Raw genomic sequence first — 21,218 nt, forward strand, 5'->3', positions numbered from 1 at the left:
TTTTGCATTATTGCACACTAGGGCGGCGTATTGGTTACCGGTTCAAGGGTATAGAGTACAGCTGGGCCACTAGGAGCTTTGACTTTTGAAAGCTGACACAAGCGCCCCGCGTTGTCTTTTATATAGCCAGCTCCTGGCACTACCAGCTCAGCTAGGTAGGTCTTAGCTGTGCGGCTACCAATTGAAAGTCGAATAGCTAGAGCTGTAGCTAGTTCTCCTGCTGGTAGAGGCTTATCAGCAAGTAAATGCGGTAATAGGGCCAATACTGTAGCTGGTGATGCTTTGCGAGGTGCACCACTGGGCTTAGTCATTGCCTGCACATCGGCTAAGTCTATATCAGCTTGCACTAGTCCCCGCGTAGCCTCATCGAACATGGCGAAGAAAGTCAGGCCAGGCGCAGCATAGCGGCGCTTCAGATACAGCAGTTGAATAAGGTCGGTCTGCTTGCCTCCCTCCTTCACAAAGCTGACTTGCAGCACCGTGCTAGCTTTATTGCTAGCCTCCGTGCCTAGGTGTCCGCGGGCTTTGCTGGTGCTGCCTGGGTTCTCGTGAATAACAGCTAAGAAGGTAGCATCATGCTCATTGACAGCCACGTTCAGCAAGTCAATCAAGCCAAGCGAGGCGGTTACATCGTTGTAATCACCTACGCAGTCGGACAGCACGTCGAGAATAACTAGCAGGTGCCCTTCGAAGCCTGCGCGGTGGTGTGCTAGGTAGTCAGCAAGCGCGGGGAAGCGCTCGGCCCGCGGCAACATTACAAGCGAGGTATAGTCGAGGTCGAGTGGGTGCTGCTTAAAGCCATAGCCAGCGCGGGCTTTCAGCGACTGGATAGCGTAAGGCAGCTGGTCAGACGTGTTGCGCTCAGTATCTATGTAAAGCAGGCGGTATGCCTCGCCAGCAGCGGGCCGAAACTCTAGCCCTAAGTCATCGCCGCGCATTGCACCAGGCGCAAGTACAGCACTACCGAAAAGCTCGGCTACGCGACTTTTGTGCACGCCCGTTTGGCCCTGAATCAAGTTTACCGTGCGGGGCCAGATAACGGGCTCGTCGTCTTGCCAGAATAGTGCGGGGCGAAACGTCACCGGCTGCTCGGTGGCGACCCGCACCTGCTGGCTGAGGGCGAGCAGGCTAGCTAGCCGAGAGGCAGCCTTCTGCTGCGGTGACTCGGCAGCGCCCGCTAGCACTTTGGCAAAGCTGCCGAGCCCATCAGTCATTCCCATAAAGCCAGGTGTTCGTCGAGTTAATCTTGGCCTGCTGGCGCTGCATAAGCTGAGCTAGGAAAGCGCGTACGCGCTGCACCAAGTCAGTATGTGTCGAGGGCGGCGTTACTGTTGAGGTTGGCAGCGTGGCATACTGAGCGTAGGCTGTGAGCACGGGCGCTGTGGCACGTTGCGCCTGTGCTATGCCAGCCTTGTGGCCCCGCACCCAGCCTAGGCGATACACGGGGTCAGATTCGCGGGAGGCTAGTAGCTCGGCAGGTGTCAGAGACAGAACGTCCACGGGCCCTGGTGGCAAGCACGTCAAGACTACCTGCTCGTACTGCTCTACGGCTGCAAGTAGCGCTTGCAGGTCACCGAGGTGCGCTAGCTTAGCAGCAGTATGACTAGTGCCAGTAGTGGCCCGTTGCACCTGGCTTTGGGCATAGTGGTCGAGGCGTAGCAACACTTGGCGTAGTGCGTGACTAGCATGGTCTAGTTTGGGAATAGAAGCTGAACTGGCGGGCATAGGAAAGAGCGAATTAGTAGGCATAGGCGTAGCCAGGCCGAAGCATTCGGCGGCGTGTAAAGCCCACAGTGTGAAGGAGTATTAAGCCGGCTTTTTGCCCTTGGGGCGGCTAGGCTTCGTCGTGCGTTGTTCACGGCTACCCGCGGCCAACACATCGGCCTGGCTGAGGTAGGCACGGCCGCCAATTTTGCGAAACGCCAGCACGCCGCGTCGTTTCCATTCGTGCACGGTAGCCACGCATACGTCGAGCAACTCAGCCGCCTGTTGCACCGTCAGCAGCTCGTCAGCCGCCGGCTGCTGGGCCATGCCAACTGCTGGCTGACCCTGCGTCATTTCGTGCCGAATCATGGCGCGCATATCGTCGAGTAGCTGCTGGTAGGCCACGCCCTGGGTAATGATGGTTTGCATGGAACAATTGGCTAAGCAGGTGAGGTAGCCAGTTGTGGGCTGGAAGCCATTCGGGGAAAGGTCTGCTGCTGGAGCAGGGCCATCACTTCCGACTTTTTCCAGAAGTAGCGTCCGGCCCGCCTGTGTGTGGGCAGCTCGCCGCGGTGCATCATCGTGTACACGTGCGGCTGGCTGATGTCAAGCAGGGTGGCCACCTGCCGAGAATTCAGCGCCTGGTCAGCTTCCGGCTGGTCAGGTGGTGAGGGCGTGGGCAGGCGCTGCCCCTGCACAGAGTAGCCTTTCAGTTCCTGCCGAACGATAAGGCGCATGGCGTCTAATAGTGCGCCGTAGTCCTTTGATAATGAAGAGGTAGTTGCCATGTCAATGCGTTGCTGTGTTGCTGCTGCAAAGGGACAAAAGGCGTAAATTCTATTCGCTATACTATACCATTGGTACACCCAAAAATACTTTTTTCTTTTTCGTAAAGCGCTGTATATCAATGCGATTATTTTGCATTTTTACGCTTTTTGGGCAAAAATTGGTGTATATTGGGTTACCTACTGATGCAAGTAGCAGACTGCTAGCGCCTTATTGCCGACCTCGCTACTAGGCTGGTGAGGAAATAGGAGCGGTTAGGCCTTGCTGGCGCTGATGCTCAGCGTGTGCGTCACGGGCGCCTTGCACAGCCTGTTCCTCCTCAGCCCGAAAGTCATTCAGGCTTTTGCTAGGTTCCTCGCGCAGGGCAAGGTTGAGCTGGCGCTGCTTGTCCATGTGTGCCACTTCCTGGCACCAGTACACTTCCTGCTTTTCCAGGTTAGCCACACGCTCAGTGGCCTGGTCCTCCAATTTGAGCAGTAGCTTCTCGCTGGCCTTGCCGGGTGTGAGGGCGGTCACGGTGGCCCGCGTCGAGCGGAAGGTGACTTGTACCGGGTCGCCCAGTTGTAAGGCGCGCTGAATGGCCTGAATGGCGGCGAGGTTAGCGCGGGCCTCGTCGAGGTACGCCATGGCCTCGCGCAGTTCTTTCTCTGCGTAGTTCATTAACTTTGGGTGTGTGATTGGTGATAGGGCTTGCCGGCCCAGTTGCTAGTTCTAAAGGTCATCCCTTGCCGGGGGTGGCCTTTTTCTTTAGCAAATGTAAAGACAAAAACTTTACAAACACTAGAAACATGTAAAGAAAAAAACTTTTTTTGTCTTTACAAAGGTGTGTACATTTGCGACATGACAAAAGATGCAACACCTCCCAAAACTCTAATAAATCTGCGCATTGACCCTGAGTTAGCGGATGCAGGCAAGGCACTTGCTAAGAAGCGAGGCTCGAACCTTTCGACTCTATTGCGCATGCTCCTAATCCAGGAAATAGAGAAGGATAAAAAGTCATGAACACACGCTACCCCCGCGCGCAGCCCAACGGCTTTTGGAAGCACGAAACCAACTCCTACGCTAATGAACTGGCCAACCAGGAAGCAGAGGACCGGGCGGTTATTCGACTCATTGGCGGCCGATTGTGGGAGTTGAAAGGTGACGAGTTATTAGATGCAATTGTCGAGGAATGGAATACACTAGCTGAACGCTCAACCGAAGAGTACACTGCCTTTCGGGAACAGGTAGCCCAGCAAGCACAGATTGAAGGCCGTAACATCCCTTTCAGCGATGAATTTCAAGCCTGGTGGGTATCGCTGGTAGAATCGTGGCCACTATGGGAAGTGGCCGAGTGGTCGGAGCGGCTGCTAATCGACTTAGACGGATTTGATACTCAGCGAGAATTTCAGTACATACTTGATATTCTTCAGGATGCTATTACGGAAGGCAAGGTGACGAAGCGGGCCCAGGTAGACAGGGCTATCGAGTGGACGCAGGAGCAGCTCCAGCGGCTGGCACAGCAGTCCGACGCTCCCAAGCCACAGCTAGCATTACCAGCAGACGAGCAGTTAGAGTGGCTCGGCACCAAGGTTGAGTTTACTGAGCTGGCCTATGCGCTTATTGAGGCCGGATATGTGAAAGCCTCCAGCCGGGCGAAGGCCGTGGCCACTTTAGCCAACTTCTTCGGGGTGCCAGACCTAGGTAAGCCTGAGCGAGCACTGCAAATTGTGAAAAAGCGACGTGAACGCGATAGCCAACCGGTTACGCCAATGCTCGACAAGCTGAAGGAAAGTCTTAAGAGCTATCTAAAAAAAAGCCAACTATAATAAAAGGCCACCCGATGGGGTGGCCTTCTTCATTTACCGCTCTTTCTCCCCACGTCGGTAGCTCAAGTGCTAGAGCAGCCCACTGTATATTATCTAATACAGCTTTCTAAAATTTGTTTATTATTTGAGATGACAAATCTATCACGTGTGTAAAAAACACCTTTATTAATATAATCTATATAGGTAAGAGATGCTTCAGTGTAAGGAATATGCATTGTTAGGGCATTTACTTCTAAAGGTGTGCCCTCTGTAAAAGGAGATATTTCTAAGCAATATTTTGGAGATAACGGGAAGAACATAACGCCTTTAGCATTTAGCTCAAACCAATGATGGTATGGCCTATCTATAGCAAATCTTTCATCCACATTAGGCGAAAATCCAGGATTATCATTTGTCCAAAAATTGTAAAGCGAATGTGATTTTAAAATTCTCCAACGTTTCGCACTCATAGTTTGAAGAAATAAATCAGACAAATCTTTAGCGTCATTTTCATCTACAAGTGCTCCCAAATGCATCTTCTTGGCTAAGTCTTTAGAGTATTGATTAATAGCCTGCTCTTCGTCTGCTTCAAGGGGCCGCCCGCCCCATCTTGCTTTAGTAGTCATTAAGAAATGAATAATCCTTTCATGGTTATTTCGCATCACAGGATTACGCATTTTTGTAGTATATAGCCAAAAAATTATTTTTTCTCTAGTTGTTTGCGTGATAACATTTTCCTCCTTTATTTCATTGACTATGTTTTCATATTCTGGTTCTATATATTTAGAAAATGCTTCTTCCAGAGCGTACGGGTGAATGAACGTATTATCATTATAGTATCTGTCCCGTTTAAATACACTGTCATTTAGACCAAATCGATCTACAACTGGCCTTGGCTTTCTTGCGAAATCAATTGCATAAACAAAGCTTTCTGCATCTGAAATTTTCCAGTGCTTCAAATAGGTGCGTGGTACAGTATGCTGCTGCTTGCTTTTATTGCCCATCTTCAATAATTTATTTGGGGGCTTGAGATATTTGCGGCTAACAGGTTGAAAATTAATTATTCCTTATTTGCATTACTCTTTGATTCGAAATCATATGGTGCATCCAGATGGTCTAATACTATTTTAGGAAAGTACCTTTGGATATACTTTATTAATTTCAAAATAAAGGGGTATATTACATCTCCTTTTTCTGTTCTTCCTAACGAAATCCAAGTAGTGGGAAAGTATCGCGACATCATTCCAAGAATATAAGCTGCCATATAAAACTGGCCTATATCACATAAGCTTTCGCAATTAGGTAAATAATCAACAATATTGATGTGCCCAATTTCGCTGAATGAACCATTAAACGAATAGACAAATCTAGGGTAATGTATGAGTGGAAATGGCAAGAATATACTTGTAATATTTTTTGAAATGCTTACTTCTTTATTATGAAATACCTCAGTGGGGAAGCATGCCTCAATAGCTCTGTGCTTAGAATCACCGCCATAAACAGTTATTACATACTTGCTATTGGGTTTATCGATTTTAAATCCTTCAAGACCAAGGCGTTCGTAAGGCATGTTACTCCAGGCTGCGAGTTCGCGATGCAAATCCGGAAATCCAGAAGCAAGCGCATAGAAAGAAAGTTTTTCGCCTTCTTTTGGTTGTTCAAATGAGATTCCCCAATTAACAAAACTTGTATTCGATCTGAAATAGCTTTTGTTTTTTACTGCAGTTAACAATTCTGAAAAAGTGCCATTGCCAACACGGATTTCTAAACTTGCAAAATCCTTGTTTGCTAAGCATGATTGCCAGTTAGTGACTTCAAGTCCGTGGGATGGTTTTAGTGATGTTTCTCTAAGATTGGGAGATAAGAACAGGATTAATCCTCTGCTTAAAGACAAAACACCATAATATAAAAGCAAAGGTTTAACTGCAATATTTGCAGCAATAGCACTAGTAAAGTATTCTCTTCCCTGTGTAAAAGAAGAAGCGATTTCGCGTATTTTGCCGGCGTTGGCTTCAATGCCATGGCGCTTTTTGAAATGGCGACTAATCAAGTCGCGTGATTCGAAGCCAGCTAAGGTATCCCATGCGTCATTCATTAGGTTACGCTATTAATGCAAAAAATAAGTTGGATTTAGTTATTAGCTAGCACTCCCATACACCCGGTGAAACTCCTTGCTCACCACATCGGCCGTGATGTTGACGTAACGCTTGAAGCTGGCCCAACTCTTATGCCCAGTTATCTTCATCACGAGCTCGGGCCGCAGGCCTTGTTCCAGCGCTAGTGTAGCGAACGTGCGCCGGCCGGTATGGCAGGTCAAGCGCTGCCACTTGGCCAGCGTCTCACTCTCGCGCCGGCCGCCACGGTAACGCACTACTTCTACCGGCACCGCTAGTTCGGCGCGCTGGCCCAGCTCTTTTAAAAATCGGTTGAGCACCTGGTTGGCCACTGGCCGTAGCTCACCCGACACCATACGCTCGACGAGCGCGGCCGCTTCAGGCCGCAGGGGCACTGTCACCATATCCTTTGTCTTGTGCATCACTAGGCGTAGGCTAGTGCCCCGCACGTGCTCGGCCCGAATGCTCACCAGGTCTGAGTAGCGCAGGCCCGTGTAGCAGCTCAAAACGAATAGCCCGCGGGCGTTGTCGAGGTAGCCGCCGGCCGGCAGGGGCAGCGTGGCCAGGTGGTGCAGCTCGTCAGCCGTGAGTGTCATCACGTCGGGCTCGCGGCGGGACCAAGTCAGTTTGGGGTAAAAAGTATTGGTGTGCAGCCCACGGCTAGCTGCCCATTTCATAAAGAGCTTGACGCGCGTCAGAATTTTACTGACCGTGTTATCCGTCAAGTGGGCCGGCCCGACGAGGTAGGCTGTGAACTGCTCTCCAAAGCGAGAAGTAATAGTGTCGAAATCCACGCCGTAGCGCTGGGCGCTGGCGAACTCGCGTAGATGACGTGCTGCTGTAGCGTAGGTGCGAGCCGTATTGAGCAGGCCAGCAGCTTTCTTCTGGCTTACCCACTCGTCAAGATGCTCCCAGAAGCTCATAGCAGCCGCCTGAGCTACTTTCTCTATTGGCACTGGTGTTACTGCCGCCCGTAACGATTCGGCGTCGGGTAGCTGCCCTTTCGTCCGATATGAGCCATAACATTTTATAAGCTGCGCTTCAGCTAGGTCAAGGGCATCATTTAAGGTGCCGTTGTCTGGATACCCCCGTACCTGCGCACGCTGCTCACTTTTGAGCCACTGCTTAGGCAGCACGCTGAGGCCGAGAGAAATTTTGACCCGCTGCCCGTCGAAACTCAAGAAGGCGAAAATGGGCGTAGGTTTGGTAGCGCTGGGCTCTTTGAGCAGAAAAGAAACGGAGGGCATAGGGTGGGAGAGATGCGGTCCTAAAACTACACCCTGTCCCCCGCTTAGGGGACAACCGGGGGACAAACCGCCCGATTAATCTTTATACCATCCCGACTTAGCTAGATAGCTTGCGAGTAGAAAACGGCTCTACTGCATCCAGAAGGCACTTTTAGTAGTGGTTTGAATCTGGCTGAATCGCGGGGTGCGGGCCCAACTGTTGCCACCAAAAAAAGGCCCTTAGCGCATTGTGCTAAGGGCCTTCTTCGTTTCAGGGGGTAGCGAGCCGTTAGTTTCGAAAATGCTCAAGCAGACCGCTTTTGCGTTTGATGAACACGTAGCGAATAGAAAAAGCCGTGGGGAAGCGGGCATAGTCGTCGCTGTGTATTTCGAGGGTAGGCTTGAAATCGAAGCTGAGCACTACGGGTAGGAAGGCCACTTTATACTCGACTCCCACCAAGCCATCAAAGCCCCCAAAATCGCCCGTATCCTTGTTGTGGCCCAAGTGGCCACCGGCTCCGAAATAATAATTGAGGCTAGGGCCCAGAATACCAAAGTGGTACTCGCCCAGGACAGTGCCGCTGTACTCGCGCTCGCCCAGCCCAGCAATGCCTTCGATGGTAACTCGGGAAGCTACTCGCTGCTGAAGTGTAAGGCCGTAATTACCACCGCCTAAGCGCGCGCCCAGCGCCGTATTGTACTTCTGGGCCGCGGCTGGCTGCGCCAGGGCAAACAGGAAGGCTAGCAACCCGCCTAGCCGAAAAAAACGTACATGCATCATAAGTGAATAGATAGAAAGCCAGCGAGGCTAAGGCAACTACGGTGCCAACGCCCCGCAGCTTATAGCTAGTACGTGGTGCTGCTAAGCGCTACTAAACACGTATAAGATTCCGGCTTTTACCGCTTTTATTCGGCCCCTAACGTTTGTTAGCCGGACCTTTGCACCGATATTTTCTCACCCACTACCCGCTGCGTGTACCTTCACCACGTGGCCGCCTACCTACCGGCGGCCGTTGTTACGAACGAACATTTTACCCGCCTCAATGGGCTGGCTTCCGATTGGATAATTGAGCGCACCGGCATCCGGGAGCGCCGCAAGGCCGGGCCCGGCGAGAACGCCAACACCATGGCCGTGGCCGCTACCCATGCTTTACTAGCCGAGCTGCCGCACTTCGACCCTGCGGGTATCGACTGCATTGTGGCGGGCACGTACACGCCCCACGACACTATTTACACGGCGGCCCACGCGGTGCAGCGCGAGCTGAACGTCAACGAGATACCGGTCGTAAGTATTTCGTCGGCGTGCTCGTCACTGCTCAACGCGGTGGAGATAGTAGAAGGCTATTTTGCCCTTGGCAAAGCCAGCCAGGCGCTGGTGGTAGTAACCGAACATAACACGGCTTACAACAACGAGGAAGACACGATGGCTGGCCACTTGTGGGGCGATGGCGCGGCGGCGCTACTGTTCACTAAGGAGCGGCTTGCGCCCGGCGACCTGCGCGTGACTCAGGTGCTGACTGGTGGCGCAGCGCCTGTGGGCAAAGCTGATGAGGCTGTGACCCTCAAGCCCGTAGATAAAGGCATTGTGATGCCCTTCGGCCGCGACGTGTTTCAGCAAGCTTGCACATACATGACGCGCATTACGCAGCAGTTGTTGGATAAAAACCATATGACTGTCAGCGACCTAACCTACCTGATACCGCACCAAGCCAACCTCCGCATCTCGGCCAACGTGACCAAGCAACTGGGCCTAGACCCAGCCCGCGCCGTCAACAACATCGAGCGGCTAGGTAATACGGGTTGCGCAGGCTCGGCCATCGGCTTAGCCGAAATATGGAGCACCCTCCAACCGGGTAATAAGGTGATTGTAACGGTATTTGGCGGCGGCTATTCGTATGGCGCCATGCTGCTGGAAAAAGAATAAGTAGTAGAGAAAACAGGCTTAAAAATCTGAAAGCCAACTCAGTAATTCCACGCCTGTTTTCTTTGCTTATTAAAACAATGCTGCCACCTGCTTCTGCCTTTCTGCCCGAAATTGTATTTCAAACCAGCCGCTCCAGCGGTCCTGGTGGCCAGAATGTGAACAAGGTAGAAAGCCGCGTAGAGCTACGCTGGCACCTGCAGCAGTCACAACTACTGACGGACTTGCAGAAGAGCCTCATCTTGGAAAAGCTGGCCAACCAGCTCACGGCCGATGGCTTTCTGCTTGTGACGGCGCAAGATGACCGCAGCCAGCTACGCAACAAGGAAATTGTTTTGGCGCGTTTCTACGAGCTGCTGCAAAAAAGCCTGCGCCGGCCCAAGCCGCGCCGCGCTACCCGGCCCAGCGCCGGCGCTGTGCGCAAGCGTCTGGAGGGTAAGAAAATCCAGAGTGATAAGAAGGCTAATCGCCGGAAGCTGAACGACTAACGCAAAGCTGCTACCCCCTGCGTGGTGCAGAAGGGTGGCAGGCCTTAAAGCAGCGTGCCCCGTAGCATTACCAGCGCTACGGTGAAGTAGATAATCAAACCCGTTACGTCAACTAACGTGGCTACGAAGGGCGCCGATGAGGTGGCAGGGTCGAGGCCTAGCTTGCGCAGGATGAGTGGCAACATCGAGCCTGCAATGCTACCCCATAGCACAATGCCCACCAGTGCCACACCCACCGTGAGCGCCACCAGCAGCCAATGCGGCCCATAAATAGGCGAAATACTTTGCCAAATGGCAATGCGGCTAAAGCCTACAATACCCAAAATGACGCCCAGCATCAGGCCGCCGGCCAGTTCACGGCGCAGCACCCGCCACCATTCGCCCAGCGTAAACTCGCCCAGGGCCATGGCCCGAATGATGAGCGAAGTTGCCTGCGAGCCCGAGTTGCCGCCTGAACTGATAATCAAGGGGATGAATTGAACTAGCACGATGGCTTTCTGCAATTCGCCTTCGAAAAACTGCATGGCCGAAGCCGTTAATAATTCGCCCAAGAAGAGGACGACCAGCCAGCCGGCGCGCTTCTGCACCAGCCGCAGCAGGGGGGTAGTGATGTAGGGCTCGTCGAGCGCTTCGGAGCCGCCGAACTTCTGGATATCTTCGGTATCTTCTTCTTCCCGGATGGCCAGAATGTCGTCGAGCGTTACGATGCCGAGCAGGATGCCCTGGTCGGCGCTCACCACGGGTAGGGCCACGCGGTCGTTGCGCCGAAAAATATCGATGGCCTCTTCCTGGTCTTGGTCCACAGTGAGCTGCACGAAGCGGTGGTCCATGATATCGCGAACGCGCGTGGCGGGGTTAGCCAGCAAAAACTCGCGAATGCGGATATCATCAATGAGCACGCCGCGCGCATCCGTCACGTAGAGCACGTTCAGGGTTTCGGACTGGCCGCCGTGCTGGCGCACGTGGTCCAAAGACTGCTGAATGGTCCAGTTCTCGCGGATGGCGATGTAGTCGGGCGTCATCAAGCGGCCCACCGAGTACTCGGGGTAGCCCAGTAGCTGCAGGGTAACCCGGCGCTCGGGCTCCGAAAGGTTTTGCACCAGTTCGGCCACAAAGTTGGCGGGCAGAAACTCAAGCAGGGCCGTGCGGTCGTCGGGCGACATCTCGTTGAGGATGTCAGTAATCTTGTCCTGCGCCAGGTTGTCGAGAAAGTGTCGTTGCACCTCCAGGTCGAGGTATTCAAACACCTCAGTGGCCAGGATGAGGGGTAGGAGCCGAAAAATAATGAGCTGTTCGCGCTCGTCCTCGTCCTCAATAAGCTCGACCAGCTCGGCCGGCTGGAAGGTGCGCAACAGTTTTTTCAGCTTAAAAAACTCGCCCTCCTGAATCAATGACGTGATGTGGTCCACGGTTTCGGGCGAGGTCATAGGCAGGGCAAAAAAAGTGAGTGTTTCGCTAGGCAATAAGAGGTGGCGGTACAAAATTAAGCCCAAATACCTACCAGGTTATCGGCGCAGCTCGCATTTTTGGCGTACTTCGCTTTTGCACCAGCATTCGCCTACCGTTTTGACTACCGCTACCTCCGACCTCCTGGCTCCGGCTGCGCCGCAAGGCACCATCGTGGCGCTGGGCGGCGGCTACGATACTCCCTTGCTGGCACTGCTGGCTGGCCTGCTACCCACGCGTACCGCTCCCATCGAGGTTTTAACCACCGCTACTACCCACGACCCAGCCCGCACGCACGCCGCCTACGCCAAAGTACTTCACGGTCTGGGCTGCCCCCACGTGGGCCACCTGAAAGTAGACGAAACGCATCCTGCCGACGCCCCAGCTACCCTTGACCGGTTGCGTGCCGCGGGCCTGGTTTTCATGAGCGGCGGCGACCAAGAGCGCCTAACCGAATTTTTGCTAGGCACTGATTTCTTAGGCATTATCCGGGAACGCTACCAGCACGATGCAAGCTTCTTGCTGGCGGGTACTAGCGCCGGCGCCTCCGCCCTAGGCGGACAGATGCTGGTAGCTGGCCGGGGCTGGCGCAGCTTACTTAGCGGGGGTATCGACGTGGTACCGGGCCTGGGCCTGCTGCCGCATCTGCTTATCGACCAGCATTTTATTGAGCGCGCGCGTTACCCACGGCTCTTGCACGCGGTGCTGGCCTACCCCCATCTGCTAGGGCTAGGCCTGAGCGAAGAAACGGGCCTCATTTTTCGCGCCGACCAGCCGGCCGAAGTATTTGGCGATGAAGTAGTCGTGCTCGTTGATGGTCATCATCTCACAGTGAACACGTACCAGCCGGCCGGCGGCCGACCGATTGGTGGCCAAGGTTTTAGAATGAGCCTCCTGGTCGCCGGTGATAGGATAGCGCTCAATGCCGCTGGGCTAGCTTAGTGTTCCGCCAGTGTTTGCAGGCCCTATTCCCCTCCATTGGTCTTGGCCTTCACTGCTTGCTGCCACGGAGGGTAGGGGTAGGCGGGCACCAAAAAAAGGTATTTTTGCGTTGCACAGCCGGATAAATTTGTATTCCATGCTTTTACTTCGCTTTTGGCCGCGTCCAGTAGGCTCGCTGCTGCTGGTGTTGCTTTTATGTAGTGCTGCTTGCACCCGCAAAATGGTGTCGTTCAACTCGCGGGTGGACGACCCTACGGTGGTGGCCCTACCCGCCGGCGACAGCCTGACCACTACGGCGCGCAAAGGCCAGCCCACACTTAGCACTGCTGGCCGCAAAGCCGTGCTCACTAAAGCTGAGGAGCGCGCCGCCAAAGAGCAGGAAAAAGCTGCTCAGCGCAAGCCGCGCAAAAAGAAAAAAATATTTTTGGGCGAACGCATCAAGCGCGCCTACGTGAAGTCAGGTCCCAAGGGAAAAAATCAGATAATCGAGATTTTTTATTACCTGAAAACCTTCCAGCAGCCCAATCCCATGGCGCCGGCAGCTTATTACTTCAGCCCCAAAAAGCACCGCATTTTTAAAGCTACCAGCGAGCTCGACCCCGCCGATGATAAGGTGCTGCACGGCCCCTACAAGAAAATGCAGAACAACAAGGTGCTCGAAACCGGCTACTTCGCCCTTGGTACCCGCCATTTACGCTGGGAAAGATTCGACGCCAAAAGTGGTGCTCTCACGGCAAAAACGCACTATGAAATGGGCTTCCCGCGCGATGCTAACATCAGCTACTACGACGCCGGCAATACTATGCTGAAGGAAGTAGTGCCGTACGTAAATGGCAAATTAGAAGGTGATTATGCCAAGTTTACGAAGGAAGGCAAACGCGAATGGACTGGCCATTTTGAGAACGGCCGCCGGGTAGGGGAGTGGACCAACTACTGGGATTACAAAACCTATCGCCATTATGTGTACCAGTACGGCGAGAGTGGTTTTGAGCCCGAAGTAACTGAGCCCGAGCTCGTGCGCGAGTACAGCCACGGCGGCACGGTGATTTTCGACAAAGAGAAAAACCTCGACAAGCGCGGTGAGCCCGACCCTGATGCCGCTGGCAGCAAGCTGGATACGCGCCGCCCCGGTAGCCACGGTGTGCCCGCCCCGCGCCCGCCCGTGCGCAAGGTGCAGCCCCGCCGGCCGGGCTACCACCCACCGGCCACTACACCGCCTGCTGCTACACCGCCGCCCGTGTCGCCAACGCCCACCTCAACTGGCAGCCCCACACCGTAGCACGGCCTAATAAAAGGCGTCTTCAAACAGCTCAAGGCGAAAGCCTTGCCGCAGTTGTGTAAGGGCCAAAATATCGAATCGGATATCGCCACGCCAATCTAGTTCCTCCTGCAAGTGCGTGGCGGCTAAGCGAAACAGCTCCTTTTTGCGCGGTGACACAAAGGTTTCGGGCGCGCCATACTGGCTCCCTGAGCGGGTCTTTACTTCGGCAAAAACCAGGAGCGTAGTGCCCTGGCGTACTACTAAATCTACCTCGGCTCGGCCGTAGCGATAGCCTTGGGCCACGACCTCGTAGCCTGCTTGGCGGTAGAAATTGGCCGCTGCGGCCTCGCCGGCCCGGCCCAGCGCGTGCGCAGCAGTCGGCATAAGGAATGAGTAGAGGCTGATGAGTACTTGCTAGCAGCTTAAAGCTAGCAAAAACTGGCTATATAGTGCCAAAGCCACAAAGGCCGCCGCAAGCTAAAGCCTGTGCGGCGAAGTACCTTTGCCTAAAGTCTGTTGTTTTCTATCCTTTAGTTAATTTATCCGCTACGCTATGGACCTCTACTCGGCCTGTGCTACCCCCCTAGTTGCGGCTACCCCATTAGCCCCAGCACTAGCTGCGGCTAGCCAGCGGGCCGTGCGGGTGCAGCGCCTGGGCCAGGTGCCCTACGTGCCCACCTGGGATTTGCAGGAAGAGCTACTGGCCGCTACCGTAGTCCTCAAAGCGGCTAACCGCCAGGCCGAAGCCGCTGGCCTACCCCCCCAAGCTACGCCCAACCACCTGCTGTTTTGCCAGCACCCACCTACTTATACACTGGGCAAAAGCGGCAAGCCCGAACATTTATTGCTCGACGAAGCCGCCCTGGCGGCCCACGGCGCTACTTTCCACCGCATCAATCGCGGGGGCGATATTACGTTTCACGGTCCTGGGCAGCTCGTGGTGTACCCCGTACTCGACCTAGAGAACTTCCGGCCTGACATCCACTGGTATTTGCGGGCGCTGGAAGAGGCGGTCATTCAAACGTTGGCTACTTATGGCCTGCGCGCCGGCCGCATTGCGGGGCTTACCGGCGTATGGCTCGATTGGGAAGAAAATGCTCCGAACCCGCGCAAAATCTGCGCAATGGGCGTGCGCTGCAGCCGGTGGGTAACACTGCACGGCTTGGCTCTCAACGTAAATACCGACCTCAACTACTTCGGCTACATCGTGCCCTGCGGTATTACCGATAAGGCCGTTACCTCGCTGCAAGCCGAAGTAGGCCACGCTGTATCACTTGATGAAGTGCAGGAGCGCCTGCTGGCCGAATTGCTCCACCAGCTTGATGCTCATCTCCTTGCCTAAGGGCTGTTTTCGGCCGCCCGCCCCTGCTTAGCTATGAAGCAAGATATTAAATTTGACCCTGTAGAAGGTGTTTCCATTGCCATTGTGCCCGCTGAGGCCGAGGCAGCTGCCAACCCTGATGAGCCAACCACTTGGACAGTGTATTTGCTCAATAACAATGAATTCGCGCTCGAAAACGTCCTCATCAGCGCTGAAGGCTACGGCACGCAGCCTTCGGGTGAGGCAGTTCGCACGTCTACCCTGCGCTACCGCTTCGAGGAAGTTGGGCCACATTCGGCTACCCCCGTCGAACTGATTGACCCCGCTGTGTTTCACCTGACCAATCAGTATTGGGTGAGCTACTACTTGAACAATAAGATTTTCGACAAAAAATTTCTGTTTGTACCCGATTCTATTGTGGCGGCCAACCTAAGCCGGCTCGACCTGCTGGCGGGCCGGGCCGGCGTGTTGCATGGGTAAACAGGCAGTAAGGTATTCTTTCAGGCTTCACTCGCCACGAAATCGCGTTCATGAACCATTTTAGTATTTATCTGGGGTTGGCGGGGCTATGGGCTCTGCTGGTGGCCATGTTCGCGGTGCCTTCTATCGTGTTCATTGCCCACCTCAAAAACCTGCTCGATACGCCCAATGGTCGCACTGTGCACCAGTCGCTGACGCCCCGGTTGGGGGGGGTAGCCGTGTTTGCAGGCTTTATGTCGGCGCTTACCATCTTTGCGCCGTTGGGCAATGGCGTAAAGGAACTGCTGGCGGGCTGCATCATCCTCTTCTTCGTGGGTCTCAAGGATGACCTCGTGAGTATTTCAGTGGCTAAAAAGTTTGTGGGTCAGCTTTTAGCTACTGGGGTAGTGATGATTATGGCCGATGTGCGCGTAACCAGCTTTCAGGGAATTCTAGGCATTTATGAGTTGCCAGTGGGATTAAGTTATGCTTTCACCTTCGTCATGATTGTGGGCGTAACCAATGCCATTAACCTTATCGATGGGCTCGATGGCTTGGCCGGCACTATCGTGCTCATTACCAGTGGCACGTTTGGGTACTACTTCTACCGCTACGGGGGGCCGATGTTCAGCAACTATGCCTTCGTGTCTGTTTGCCTTATTGGCGGGATATTAGGATTCTTGCGCTACAACTTCCACCGAGCCAGCATCTTTATGGGGGATACAGGGTCGCTGGTTTGCGGCTTTATCGTATCAATTTTGGCTATTCAGTTTATTGAGCTGGGTAACAAGACGGGCCAGCCATTCAGCAGTGCGGCCCCGGCCGTCACGCTTGGGGTGTTATTTGTGCCGCTTTTCGATACCATGCGCGTATTCATCCTGCGAATGGCGGCCGGGCACTCGCCCTTCTCCCCTGATAAGAACCACATCCACCACCGCATCTTGGCCATGGGTTTTTCCCAAATTAGCACGGTGCTACTACTGGGCTTGCTCAACGTGGTGGTTATTCTGGTGGTTATCAACTTTTCTGGCCTTGGCAATTTGCTGCTGATGGGTATTTTGGCAGCAGTTTCAATCGTGCTTAGCGTGTTTTTGGGCGTGTATCAAAGCCGGGCCGCCAGGCGTCAGGTGGCGTCTTCCTGAGTAAGTATTGGCTATTGATGAGCATGGGCCGTATTGCACATCATCTAGTACGTTGGCTGCTAGTCAGCCTGCTTGTTTGGGGAGGTAGTAACCTTGCCAGGGCTGCCGAATACCGGCCCCTACCCCCCGCTGCTGCCCCCGGCCTGTCAGCCGATAACTGGCTGCTGCACGATGCCACCGGCAACCGGCTTATTCTATACCTGCCTGGCTACCATGCGCCCGCCCATGCCTACTACCAGTGGGTGCGCTTGCTGCCTCGGCAGCCTTTTCAGCTGGCTTTTGCAGCGGCACCGGGGTTAAGCTTATTTCTAGATAACCAACTGATTTTTACCGCCGCTAAAGCTGGTAGATACACCATTGACCTTGCTGCGCTGGCGGCAGCCGCTCCAGCTAGTCGGCCGCATTTGCTGGCCGTGTGGCAGCCCGATGGCTATCCCAGTCTGAGCACCTTTACTTCTGAAGTGGCAGTCGCAGCGCGCACTACAGTGCGGCAGCCGGCCGTGACGGGGCGGGCAGTGCTACGCCTACCCCCCGCCCAGAGCGAAAACGTGTTGCTAGTGTTACTGCTGCTGCTGGGCCTGCTCTACGGAGTGGTGCGCAGTGCCTACCCAGCGGGCCTGGCCCGCATTTTTCAGGTGAATGAGCTGTTTGGTTCTTCAGCCGAGCCTCAAAGCTTCTTGGCCCGGCCGGCCTTTACCTGGCTCAATTTAGGGTTAGTAGTGCTGTTCTCGCTTTCACTGGCGCTATTATTAACGGCCCTACACACCGACTTTAGCAGCTTGCCCTTGCTACAGCAAGTGCTCAATGTGCCCGACTCGGCCATTGTGATGCGGGTCTTGCTTTACACCAGCCTCATCTTGGCTTTTATATTTGGCAAGTATATCCTCGTTGAATTGCTGAGTTATATTTTCGACCTGCGCCCGTTGGTAAACCTGCACTACCGCGAGTTTTTGCGCACTACACTGCTGCTGGGGCTGCTTTTGCCCATCGTGCTGCTGCTCTACCTAGGGTTGAACGACCACTGGACGCCCATTGTTGGGCTAGCCAATGGGTTTGTGCTGCTGCTGCTCACGCTTACGGTGTTGCGCGTGGCGCGCACCTTGCACCAACGCGCCTCGCTGCTTAATCTTCATTTGTTCGCTTACCTTTGTGCTACCGAAGTACTGCCCCTGGCCGTATTATTGAAACTCATCGTGTTTACATACCCTGCTTAGGTAGGCTTGGCTTCAACTTCTTCTATAGTTCTAGCATTACTTTTTTCTTTCTATATCTATGGCCGAGAGCGCAGTACAGCCGGGTCTGGACCGGCACGCCCAGCCCATTCGTAGTATCCTGGTTACCCAGCCCAAGCCCACCAATGATGTTTCGCCTTATTCGGTGCTGGCTGAAAAGTATGGCATTCGCGTAGATTTTCGCGAATTCATTGATGTACAAGGAGTGCCCTACAAGGAGTTTCGTAAGGAAAAAGTAAATATTCTAGAGCATACGGCTGTCATTTTTACTAGCCGTAATGCTGTTGACCACTTCTTCCGCATCTGCCAGGAGGCTAAACTTGAAATGCCCGCTGAGATGAAGTACTTCTGTATTTCTGACCAAACGGCTAACTACTTGCAGAAGTACATTGTGCTGCGCAAGCGCAAGTTATTTGTAGGCCTGCGCACGGCGGCCGACTTGTTTGAGGTCATCAAGAAGCATAAGGGAGAGAAGTTTCTCTATCCTTGCTCCGACATTCGGAAGGATGACCTACCCGAATTCATGCGGGCCAACAACCTCAAATTCACGGAGGCAGTTATTTACCGCACTGTCGCCAGTGACCTGTCTGACCTGTCAGACGTGAAATACGATTGCTTGGCGTTTTTTAGTCCTTCCGGCATCAGCTCGCTTTTCGTCAATTTTCCTGGCTTTACGCAGGATGGTACCCGCATTGCGGCCTTTGGCCCCACCACCGCTAAGGCCGTGCGTGATGCCAACCTCATCCTTGATATTGAGGCGCCTATGCCCAACGCCCCGTCCATGACTGGCGCCATCGAAGCCTACATCCGCCAGCATGGGGCACAGAACGGCGCAATAGCCGGCAAAGACAAGGCAGCAAGTTAAGTGTGAGGGTAGCGGAACTACTGGTCGGCCAGATACATTAACTGGTCGACCCTTTTTGCCTTACGCGGCGCATTGCGGCAAAATAGTAGCTACATTTGAACATACGTTGTTCTCCCTCGTTTCCGCTCCTTCCTCTATCAATTTCCCTTTCCTTGTCTCTATGAAAGGAATCGTACTTGCCACGCTGCTATCGGTGGCGGCTACCACTGCCTATGCGCAGCAGCAGCCCCAGTTCACGCACTACGGCCTCAATGGCATGTACCTGAACCCTGCTTATGCGGGTATCAAAGGGCAAACGGAAATAAACGTCATTGGCCGCTACCAGTACCTAAGTTTGGGTAATACCGTGGGCGATGCCAACGGCTCGCCCCGTACAGGTATGGTGTCGGCCTCAATACCCGTGCTAGCCACCAACGGGGGGGTAGGGGCTACCGTTTACTACGACCAAGCTGGGGTAACAAACCTTACTAACGCAGCGCTCTCGTATTCGCAACACATTAAGCTGGGGCGCGGCCAATTAGGCATTGGCGTGCAGGGTAGTTTCACCTACCTGAGCAAAGGTTCGTATCGACCTATCGACCTCAATGACCCCTACGTACCCGAAAGTGGCTCCGACCACAAGTTTGATGCTGGAGCTGGCCTCTGGTACGAAGCTCCCAAGTTTTATGCAGGCTTGAGCCTCAATAACCTGTTCCGGTCTACGTACACACTACAAAGTGCCCGCTATGCTACAGACGCTAGTGGAGCAGTGAAATTAGACGCCAACGGCAAGCCTACCATAGTAGGCTACCAAAATACGTCGCAGTATTTAGGTGAGAACCACGCTTACTTCACGGCGGGCTACAATATCGAGGCTTCTTCCAGCGTTACGGTCACGCCCATGGTGCTCGTAAAAGCCGTGTTACCAGGCCGCTACGATGCTTCTAGTAAATACGACAATCAGCACAACTATTCCTTTGAAGGTGGTGTTCGTGCTACTCTCAACGACCAGTTCTGGGCTGGACTTAATTATCGCCAAGATGAATCGATTGCGGGAATGATTGGTTACGGCTTCGGAGCCGATAATCGCTACCGCATTGGGTACGCTTTCGATTTCATTGCTTTTAATCAGGATGCTCGGGCCTTTAGCTCACACGAAATCATGCTGTCGCTTCGTTTGCCCAAAGCACTCATGCTTACTCGACCTGCGATTCGTACCCCTCGCTACAGCTTTTAATCCTATTTTTCAATTTTCGCTTGGTAGCAATTATTTTATTTAATCGCACTTATTAGCGTAGTAATAGTAGCCTTTATAGGCTTGTAGGACGGGTTTTTATCCCAGTTCAGAAAAATAGTGTGGCCAGAGTGTCAAGGCGATATTGCTTCGCGGCTTGAAATAGTGTAGATTTGCCAGTCAATACAACTTGCCTAAATCAAAGCCTACTTATAAAATTAGTTCTTTCTCCTTATTATGAAAAAATTTCTGGTATTACCTCTACTCGCACTGTCGGGGGTACTTCTAGGTGGGTGTTTTACGAAAAACTTCCAGGGTGACCTAGTCGGAGCCGAAGACCGGCCCATCTTCAACCCGCAGGAAGTTCCTTTCGGGATGGTGCCGTGCCCGGGTGGCACTTTTCACATGGGCCAAACCGACCAGGATATTTCGGCTTCTATGGTGAACATGAACAAGCAGGTGACTATCGCCGGCTTTTACATGGACGAGACTGAAATCACGAACAACGAGTACCGTCAGTTCGTGAATGCCATTATGCAGGATTCGGTTGAAGCACTAGGGGAAGACTATATTAAGACGGAGCTTTATCCTGATACTACCGTGTGGGTGCGCGACTTTACGTACCACATGGGTGACCCGTTGCTAGAGTATTACTATTCGCACCCAGCGTTCGATGATTATCCTGTAGTAGGGGTGGATTGGTTTGCTGCCAAATATTTCTGCAACTGGCGCACCAAATACAAGAACACGACTAACGAAGAGCGTGGCGAAGCCCCGCTCCCAAACTTCCGCTTGCCCTCCGAGGCTGAGTGGGAATACGCCGCTCGCGGCGGCCGCGAAGGTGCTACCTACCCCTGGGGTGGTCCCTATGTACGCAACACGAAAGGTTGCATGTTAGCGAACTTCAAGCCTGGCCGTGGCGATTACGCTTCGGATGGCTACGCTTACACCTCAGAAGTAGGTTCCTACTTCCCCAATGACTTTGGGTTGTACGATATGGCTGGCAACGTATCGGAATGGTGCGATGATGCCTACATGGAAGCTTCGGTGCCGGTGGTGTGGGACTTGAACCCTACGAACCCCGACGATAACGAGCCCCGCAAAGTTGTGCGAGGCGGCTCTTGGAAAGACATTCAATATTTCCTCGAAACGGGTACCCGCAATTTTGAATACCAAGATTCGGCCCGTTCTTACATTGGTTTCCGCTGCTCCATGATTCAGATTGGCATGGGCACCAATGGCCGTCTCAACTAACTTTTACCCTGTAGTCCAATTCATCCTTTTTCTCTTTTTTAAATTAAGCTACAATAG

General features: G+C 53.5%; 23 protein-coding genes. 12 read left to right on the forward strand and 11 right to left on the reverse strand.

From position 1 onward, the window contains the following. Positions 1 to 17: 17 nt before the first annotated feature. From GO988_RS08890 to GO988_RS08910, 5 genes are all read right to left on the reverse strand, one after another. Positions 18 to 1,214: a hypothetical protein gene (locus GO988_RS08890; RefSeq protein WP_157564331.1), complete on the reverse strand. Its 1,197-nt coding sequence runs from the start codon at positions 1,212 to 1,214 to the stop codon at positions 18 to 20. Further along, the gene (locus GO988_RS08895) at positions 1,207 to 1,725 is read right to left on the reverse strand and encodes a hypothetical protein (protein ID WP_157564333.1); all 519 of its coding nucleotides are present in this window, start codon (positions 1,723 to 1,725) and stop codon (positions 1,207 to 1,209) included. The genes GO988_RS08890 and GO988_RS08895 overlap by 8 nt, the downstream gene beginning before the upstream one ends. An 81-nt stretch (positions 1,726 to 1,806) precedes the next feature. Continuing rightward, positions 1,807 to 2,133 (reverse strand): helix-turn-helix domain-containing protein, encoded by a 327-nt coding sequence (locus GO988_RS08900; protein ID WP_157564335.1) that lies wholly within the window; start codon positions 2,131 to 2,133, stop codon positions 1,807 to 1,809. Positions 2,134 to 2,144: 11 nt separating this feature from the next. Continuing rightward, the gene (locus tag GO988_RS08905) at positions 2,145 to 2,441 is read right to left on the reverse strand and encodes a helix-turn-helix domain-containing protein (RefSeq protein WP_198172589.1); all 297 of its coding nucleotides are present in this window, start codon (positions 2,439 to 2,441) and stop codon (positions 2,145 to 2,147) included. Between the two features lie 277 nt (positions 2,442 to 2,718). After that, a complete protein-coding gene (locus tag GO988_RS08910) occupies positions 2,719 to 3,150 on the reverse strand; it encodes a hypothetical protein (RefSeq protein ID WP_157564339.1) in 432 nt (143 codons plus the stop codon). Between the two features lie 338 nt (positions 3,151 to 3,488). Between GO988_RS08910 and GO988_RS08915 the strand changes: the two genes are divergently transcribed. After that, positions 3,489 to 4,298: an RteC domain-containing protein gene (locus tag GO988_RS08915; protein WP_157564341.1), complete on the forward strand. Its 810-nt coding sequence runs from the start codon at positions 3,489 to 3,491 to the stop codon at positions 4,296 to 4,298. A gap of 89 nt (positions 4,299 to 4,387) precedes the next feature. On the opposite strand, the gene GO988_RS08920 is transcribed toward GO988_RS08915, so the two are convergent. The 4 genes from GO988_RS08920 to GO988_RS08935 form a co-directional block, all read right to left on the reverse strand. After that, positions 4,388 to 5,281: a DUF4238 domain-containing protein gene (locus tag GO988_RS08920; RefSeq protein ID WP_157564343.1), complete on the reverse strand. Its 894-nt coding sequence runs from the start codon at positions 5,279 to 5,281 to the stop codon at positions 4,388 to 4,390. 56 nt (positions 5,282 to 5,337) lie between these two features. Further along, positions 5,338 to 6,372 carry a YaaC family protein gene (locus tag GO988_RS08925; RefSeq protein WP_157564345.1) on the reverse strand — a complete coding sequence of 345 codons (1,035 nt, stop codon included), beginning with the start codon at positions 6,370 to 6,372 and terminating at the stop codon, positions 5,338 to 5,340. Positions 6,373 to 6,414: 42 nt separating this feature from the next. Beyond that, positions 6,415 to 7,638, reverse strand: coding sequence for a site-specific integrase (locus tag GO988_RS08930; protein ID WP_157564347.1), 1,224 nt, complete (start codon positions 7,636 to 7,638; stop codon positions 6,415 to 6,417). Between the two features lie 268 nt (positions 7,639 to 7,906). After that, complete coding sequence (locus GO988_RS08935) at positions 7,907 to 8,398, reverse strand: hypothetical protein (RefSeq protein ID WP_157564349.1); 492 nt, start codon at positions 8,396 to 8,398, stop codon at positions 7,907 to 7,909. A gap of 192 nt (positions 8,399 to 8,590) precedes the next feature. On the opposite strand from GO988_RS08935, the gene GO988_RS08940 reads away from it, so the two are divergent. Then, entirely contained in the window at positions 8,591 to 9,541 is a 951-nt protein-coding gene (locus GO988_RS08940; RefSeq protein ID WP_317164828.1) for a 3-oxoacyl-ACP synthase III family protein, read from the forward strand. A gap of 77 nt (positions 9,542 to 9,618) precedes the next feature. Then, positions 9,619 to 10,026, forward strand: coding sequence for an alternative ribosome rescue aminoacyl-tRNA hydrolase ArfB (gene arfB / locus GO988_RS08945; RefSeq protein WP_157564351.1), 408 nt, complete (start codon positions 9,619 to 9,621; stop codon positions 10,024 to 10,026). Positions 10,027 to 10,070: 44 nt separating this feature from the next. Here arfB and mgtE read toward each other — a convergent pair whose 3' ends face one another. Next, positions 10,071 to 11,453, reverse strand: a complete 1,383-nt coding sequence (gene mgtE / locus GO988_RS08950; RefSeq protein WP_157564354.1) for a magnesium transporter — start codon at positions 11,451 to 11,453, stop codon at positions 10,071 to 10,073. 139 nt (positions 11,454 to 11,592) lie between these two features. Between mgtE and GO988_RS08955 the strand changes: the two genes are divergently transcribed. Continuing rightward, complete coding sequence (locus GO988_RS08955; RefSeq protein ID WP_198172591.1) at positions 11,593 to 12,414, forward strand: cyanophycinase; 822 nt, start codon at positions 11,593 to 11,595, stop codon at positions 12,412 to 12,414. 136 nt (positions 12,415 to 12,550) lie between these two features. Then, positions 12,551 to 13,693, forward strand: a complete 1,143-nt coding sequence (locus tag GO988_RS08960; protein WP_157564357.1) for a toxin-antitoxin system YwqK family antitoxin — start codon at positions 12,551 to 12,553, stop codon at positions 13,691 to 13,693. Between the two features lie 6 nt (positions 13,694 to 13,699). On the opposite strand, the gene GO988_RS08965 is transcribed toward GO988_RS08960, so the two are convergent. Beyond that, on the reverse strand, positions 13,700 to 14,059 hold the full coding sequence (locus GO988_RS08965) for a YraN family protein (RefSeq protein ID WP_157564359.1): 360 nt from the start codon (positions 14,057 to 14,059) through the stop codon (positions 13,700 to 13,702). A gap of 169 nt (positions 14,060 to 14,228) precedes the next feature. Between GO988_RS08965 and lipB the strand changes: the two genes are divergently transcribed. From lipB to porK, 7 genes are all read left to right on the forward strand, one after another. Then, positions 14,229 to 15,017 carry a lipoyl(octanoyl) transferase LipB gene (lipB, locus tag GO988_RS08970; protein ID WP_157564361.1) on the forward strand — a complete coding sequence of 263 codons (789 nt, stop codon included), beginning with the start codon at positions 14,229 to 14,231 and terminating at the stop codon, positions 15,015 to 15,017. A gap of 33 nt (positions 15,018 to 15,050) precedes the next feature. Beyond that, positions 15,051 to 15,476, forward strand: coding sequence for a hypothetical protein (locus tag GO988_RS08975; RefSeq protein WP_157564363.1), 426 nt, complete (start codon positions 15,051 to 15,053; stop codon positions 15,474 to 15,476). 50 nt (positions 15,477 to 15,526) lie between these two features. Continuing rightward, positions 15,527 to 16,597 carry an MraY family glycosyltransferase gene (locus tag GO988_RS08980; protein WP_232341450.1) on the forward strand — a complete coding sequence of 357 codons (1,071 nt, stop codon included), beginning with the start codon at positions 15,527 to 15,529 and terminating at the stop codon, positions 16,595 to 16,597. A 23-nt stretch (positions 16,598 to 16,620) separates the two neighbouring features. Continuing rightward, a complete protein-coding gene (locus GO988_RS08985; RefSeq protein WP_198172592.1) occupies positions 16,621 to 17,811 on the forward strand; it encodes a DUF4271 domain-containing protein in 1,191 nt (396 codons plus the stop codon). Positions 17,812 to 17,869: 58 nt separating this feature from the next. Further along, the gene (locus tag GO988_RS08990; protein WP_157564367.1) at positions 17,870 to 18,694 is read left to right on the forward strand and encodes a uroporphyrinogen-III synthase; all 825 of its coding nucleotides are present in this window, start codon (positions 17,870 to 17,872) and stop codon (positions 18,692 to 18,694) included. Positions 18,695 to 18,854: 160 nt separating this feature from the next. Further along, the gene (locus GO988_RS08995; RefSeq protein ID WP_157564370.1) at positions 18,855 to 19,910 is read left to right on the forward strand and encodes a PorP/SprF family type IX secretion system membrane protein; all 1,056 of its coding nucleotides are present in this window, start codon (positions 18,855 to 18,857) and stop codon (positions 19,908 to 19,910) included. Positions 19,911 to 20,144: 234 nt separating this feature from the next. Further along, positions 20,145 to 21,161 (forward strand): T9SS ring complex lipoprotein PorK/GldK, encoded by a 1,017-nt coding sequence (porK, locus tag GO988_RS09000; protein WP_157564372.1) that lies wholly within the window; start codon positions 20,145 to 20,147, stop codon positions 21,159 to 21,161. Positions 21,162 to 21,218 lie beyond the last annotated feature (57 nt).

This window comes from Hymenobacter ginkgonis, from assembly GCF_009755225.1.
Lineage (GTDB): Bacteria > Bacteroidota > Bacteroidia > Cytophagales > Hymenobacteraceae > Hymenobacter > Hymenobacter ginkgonis.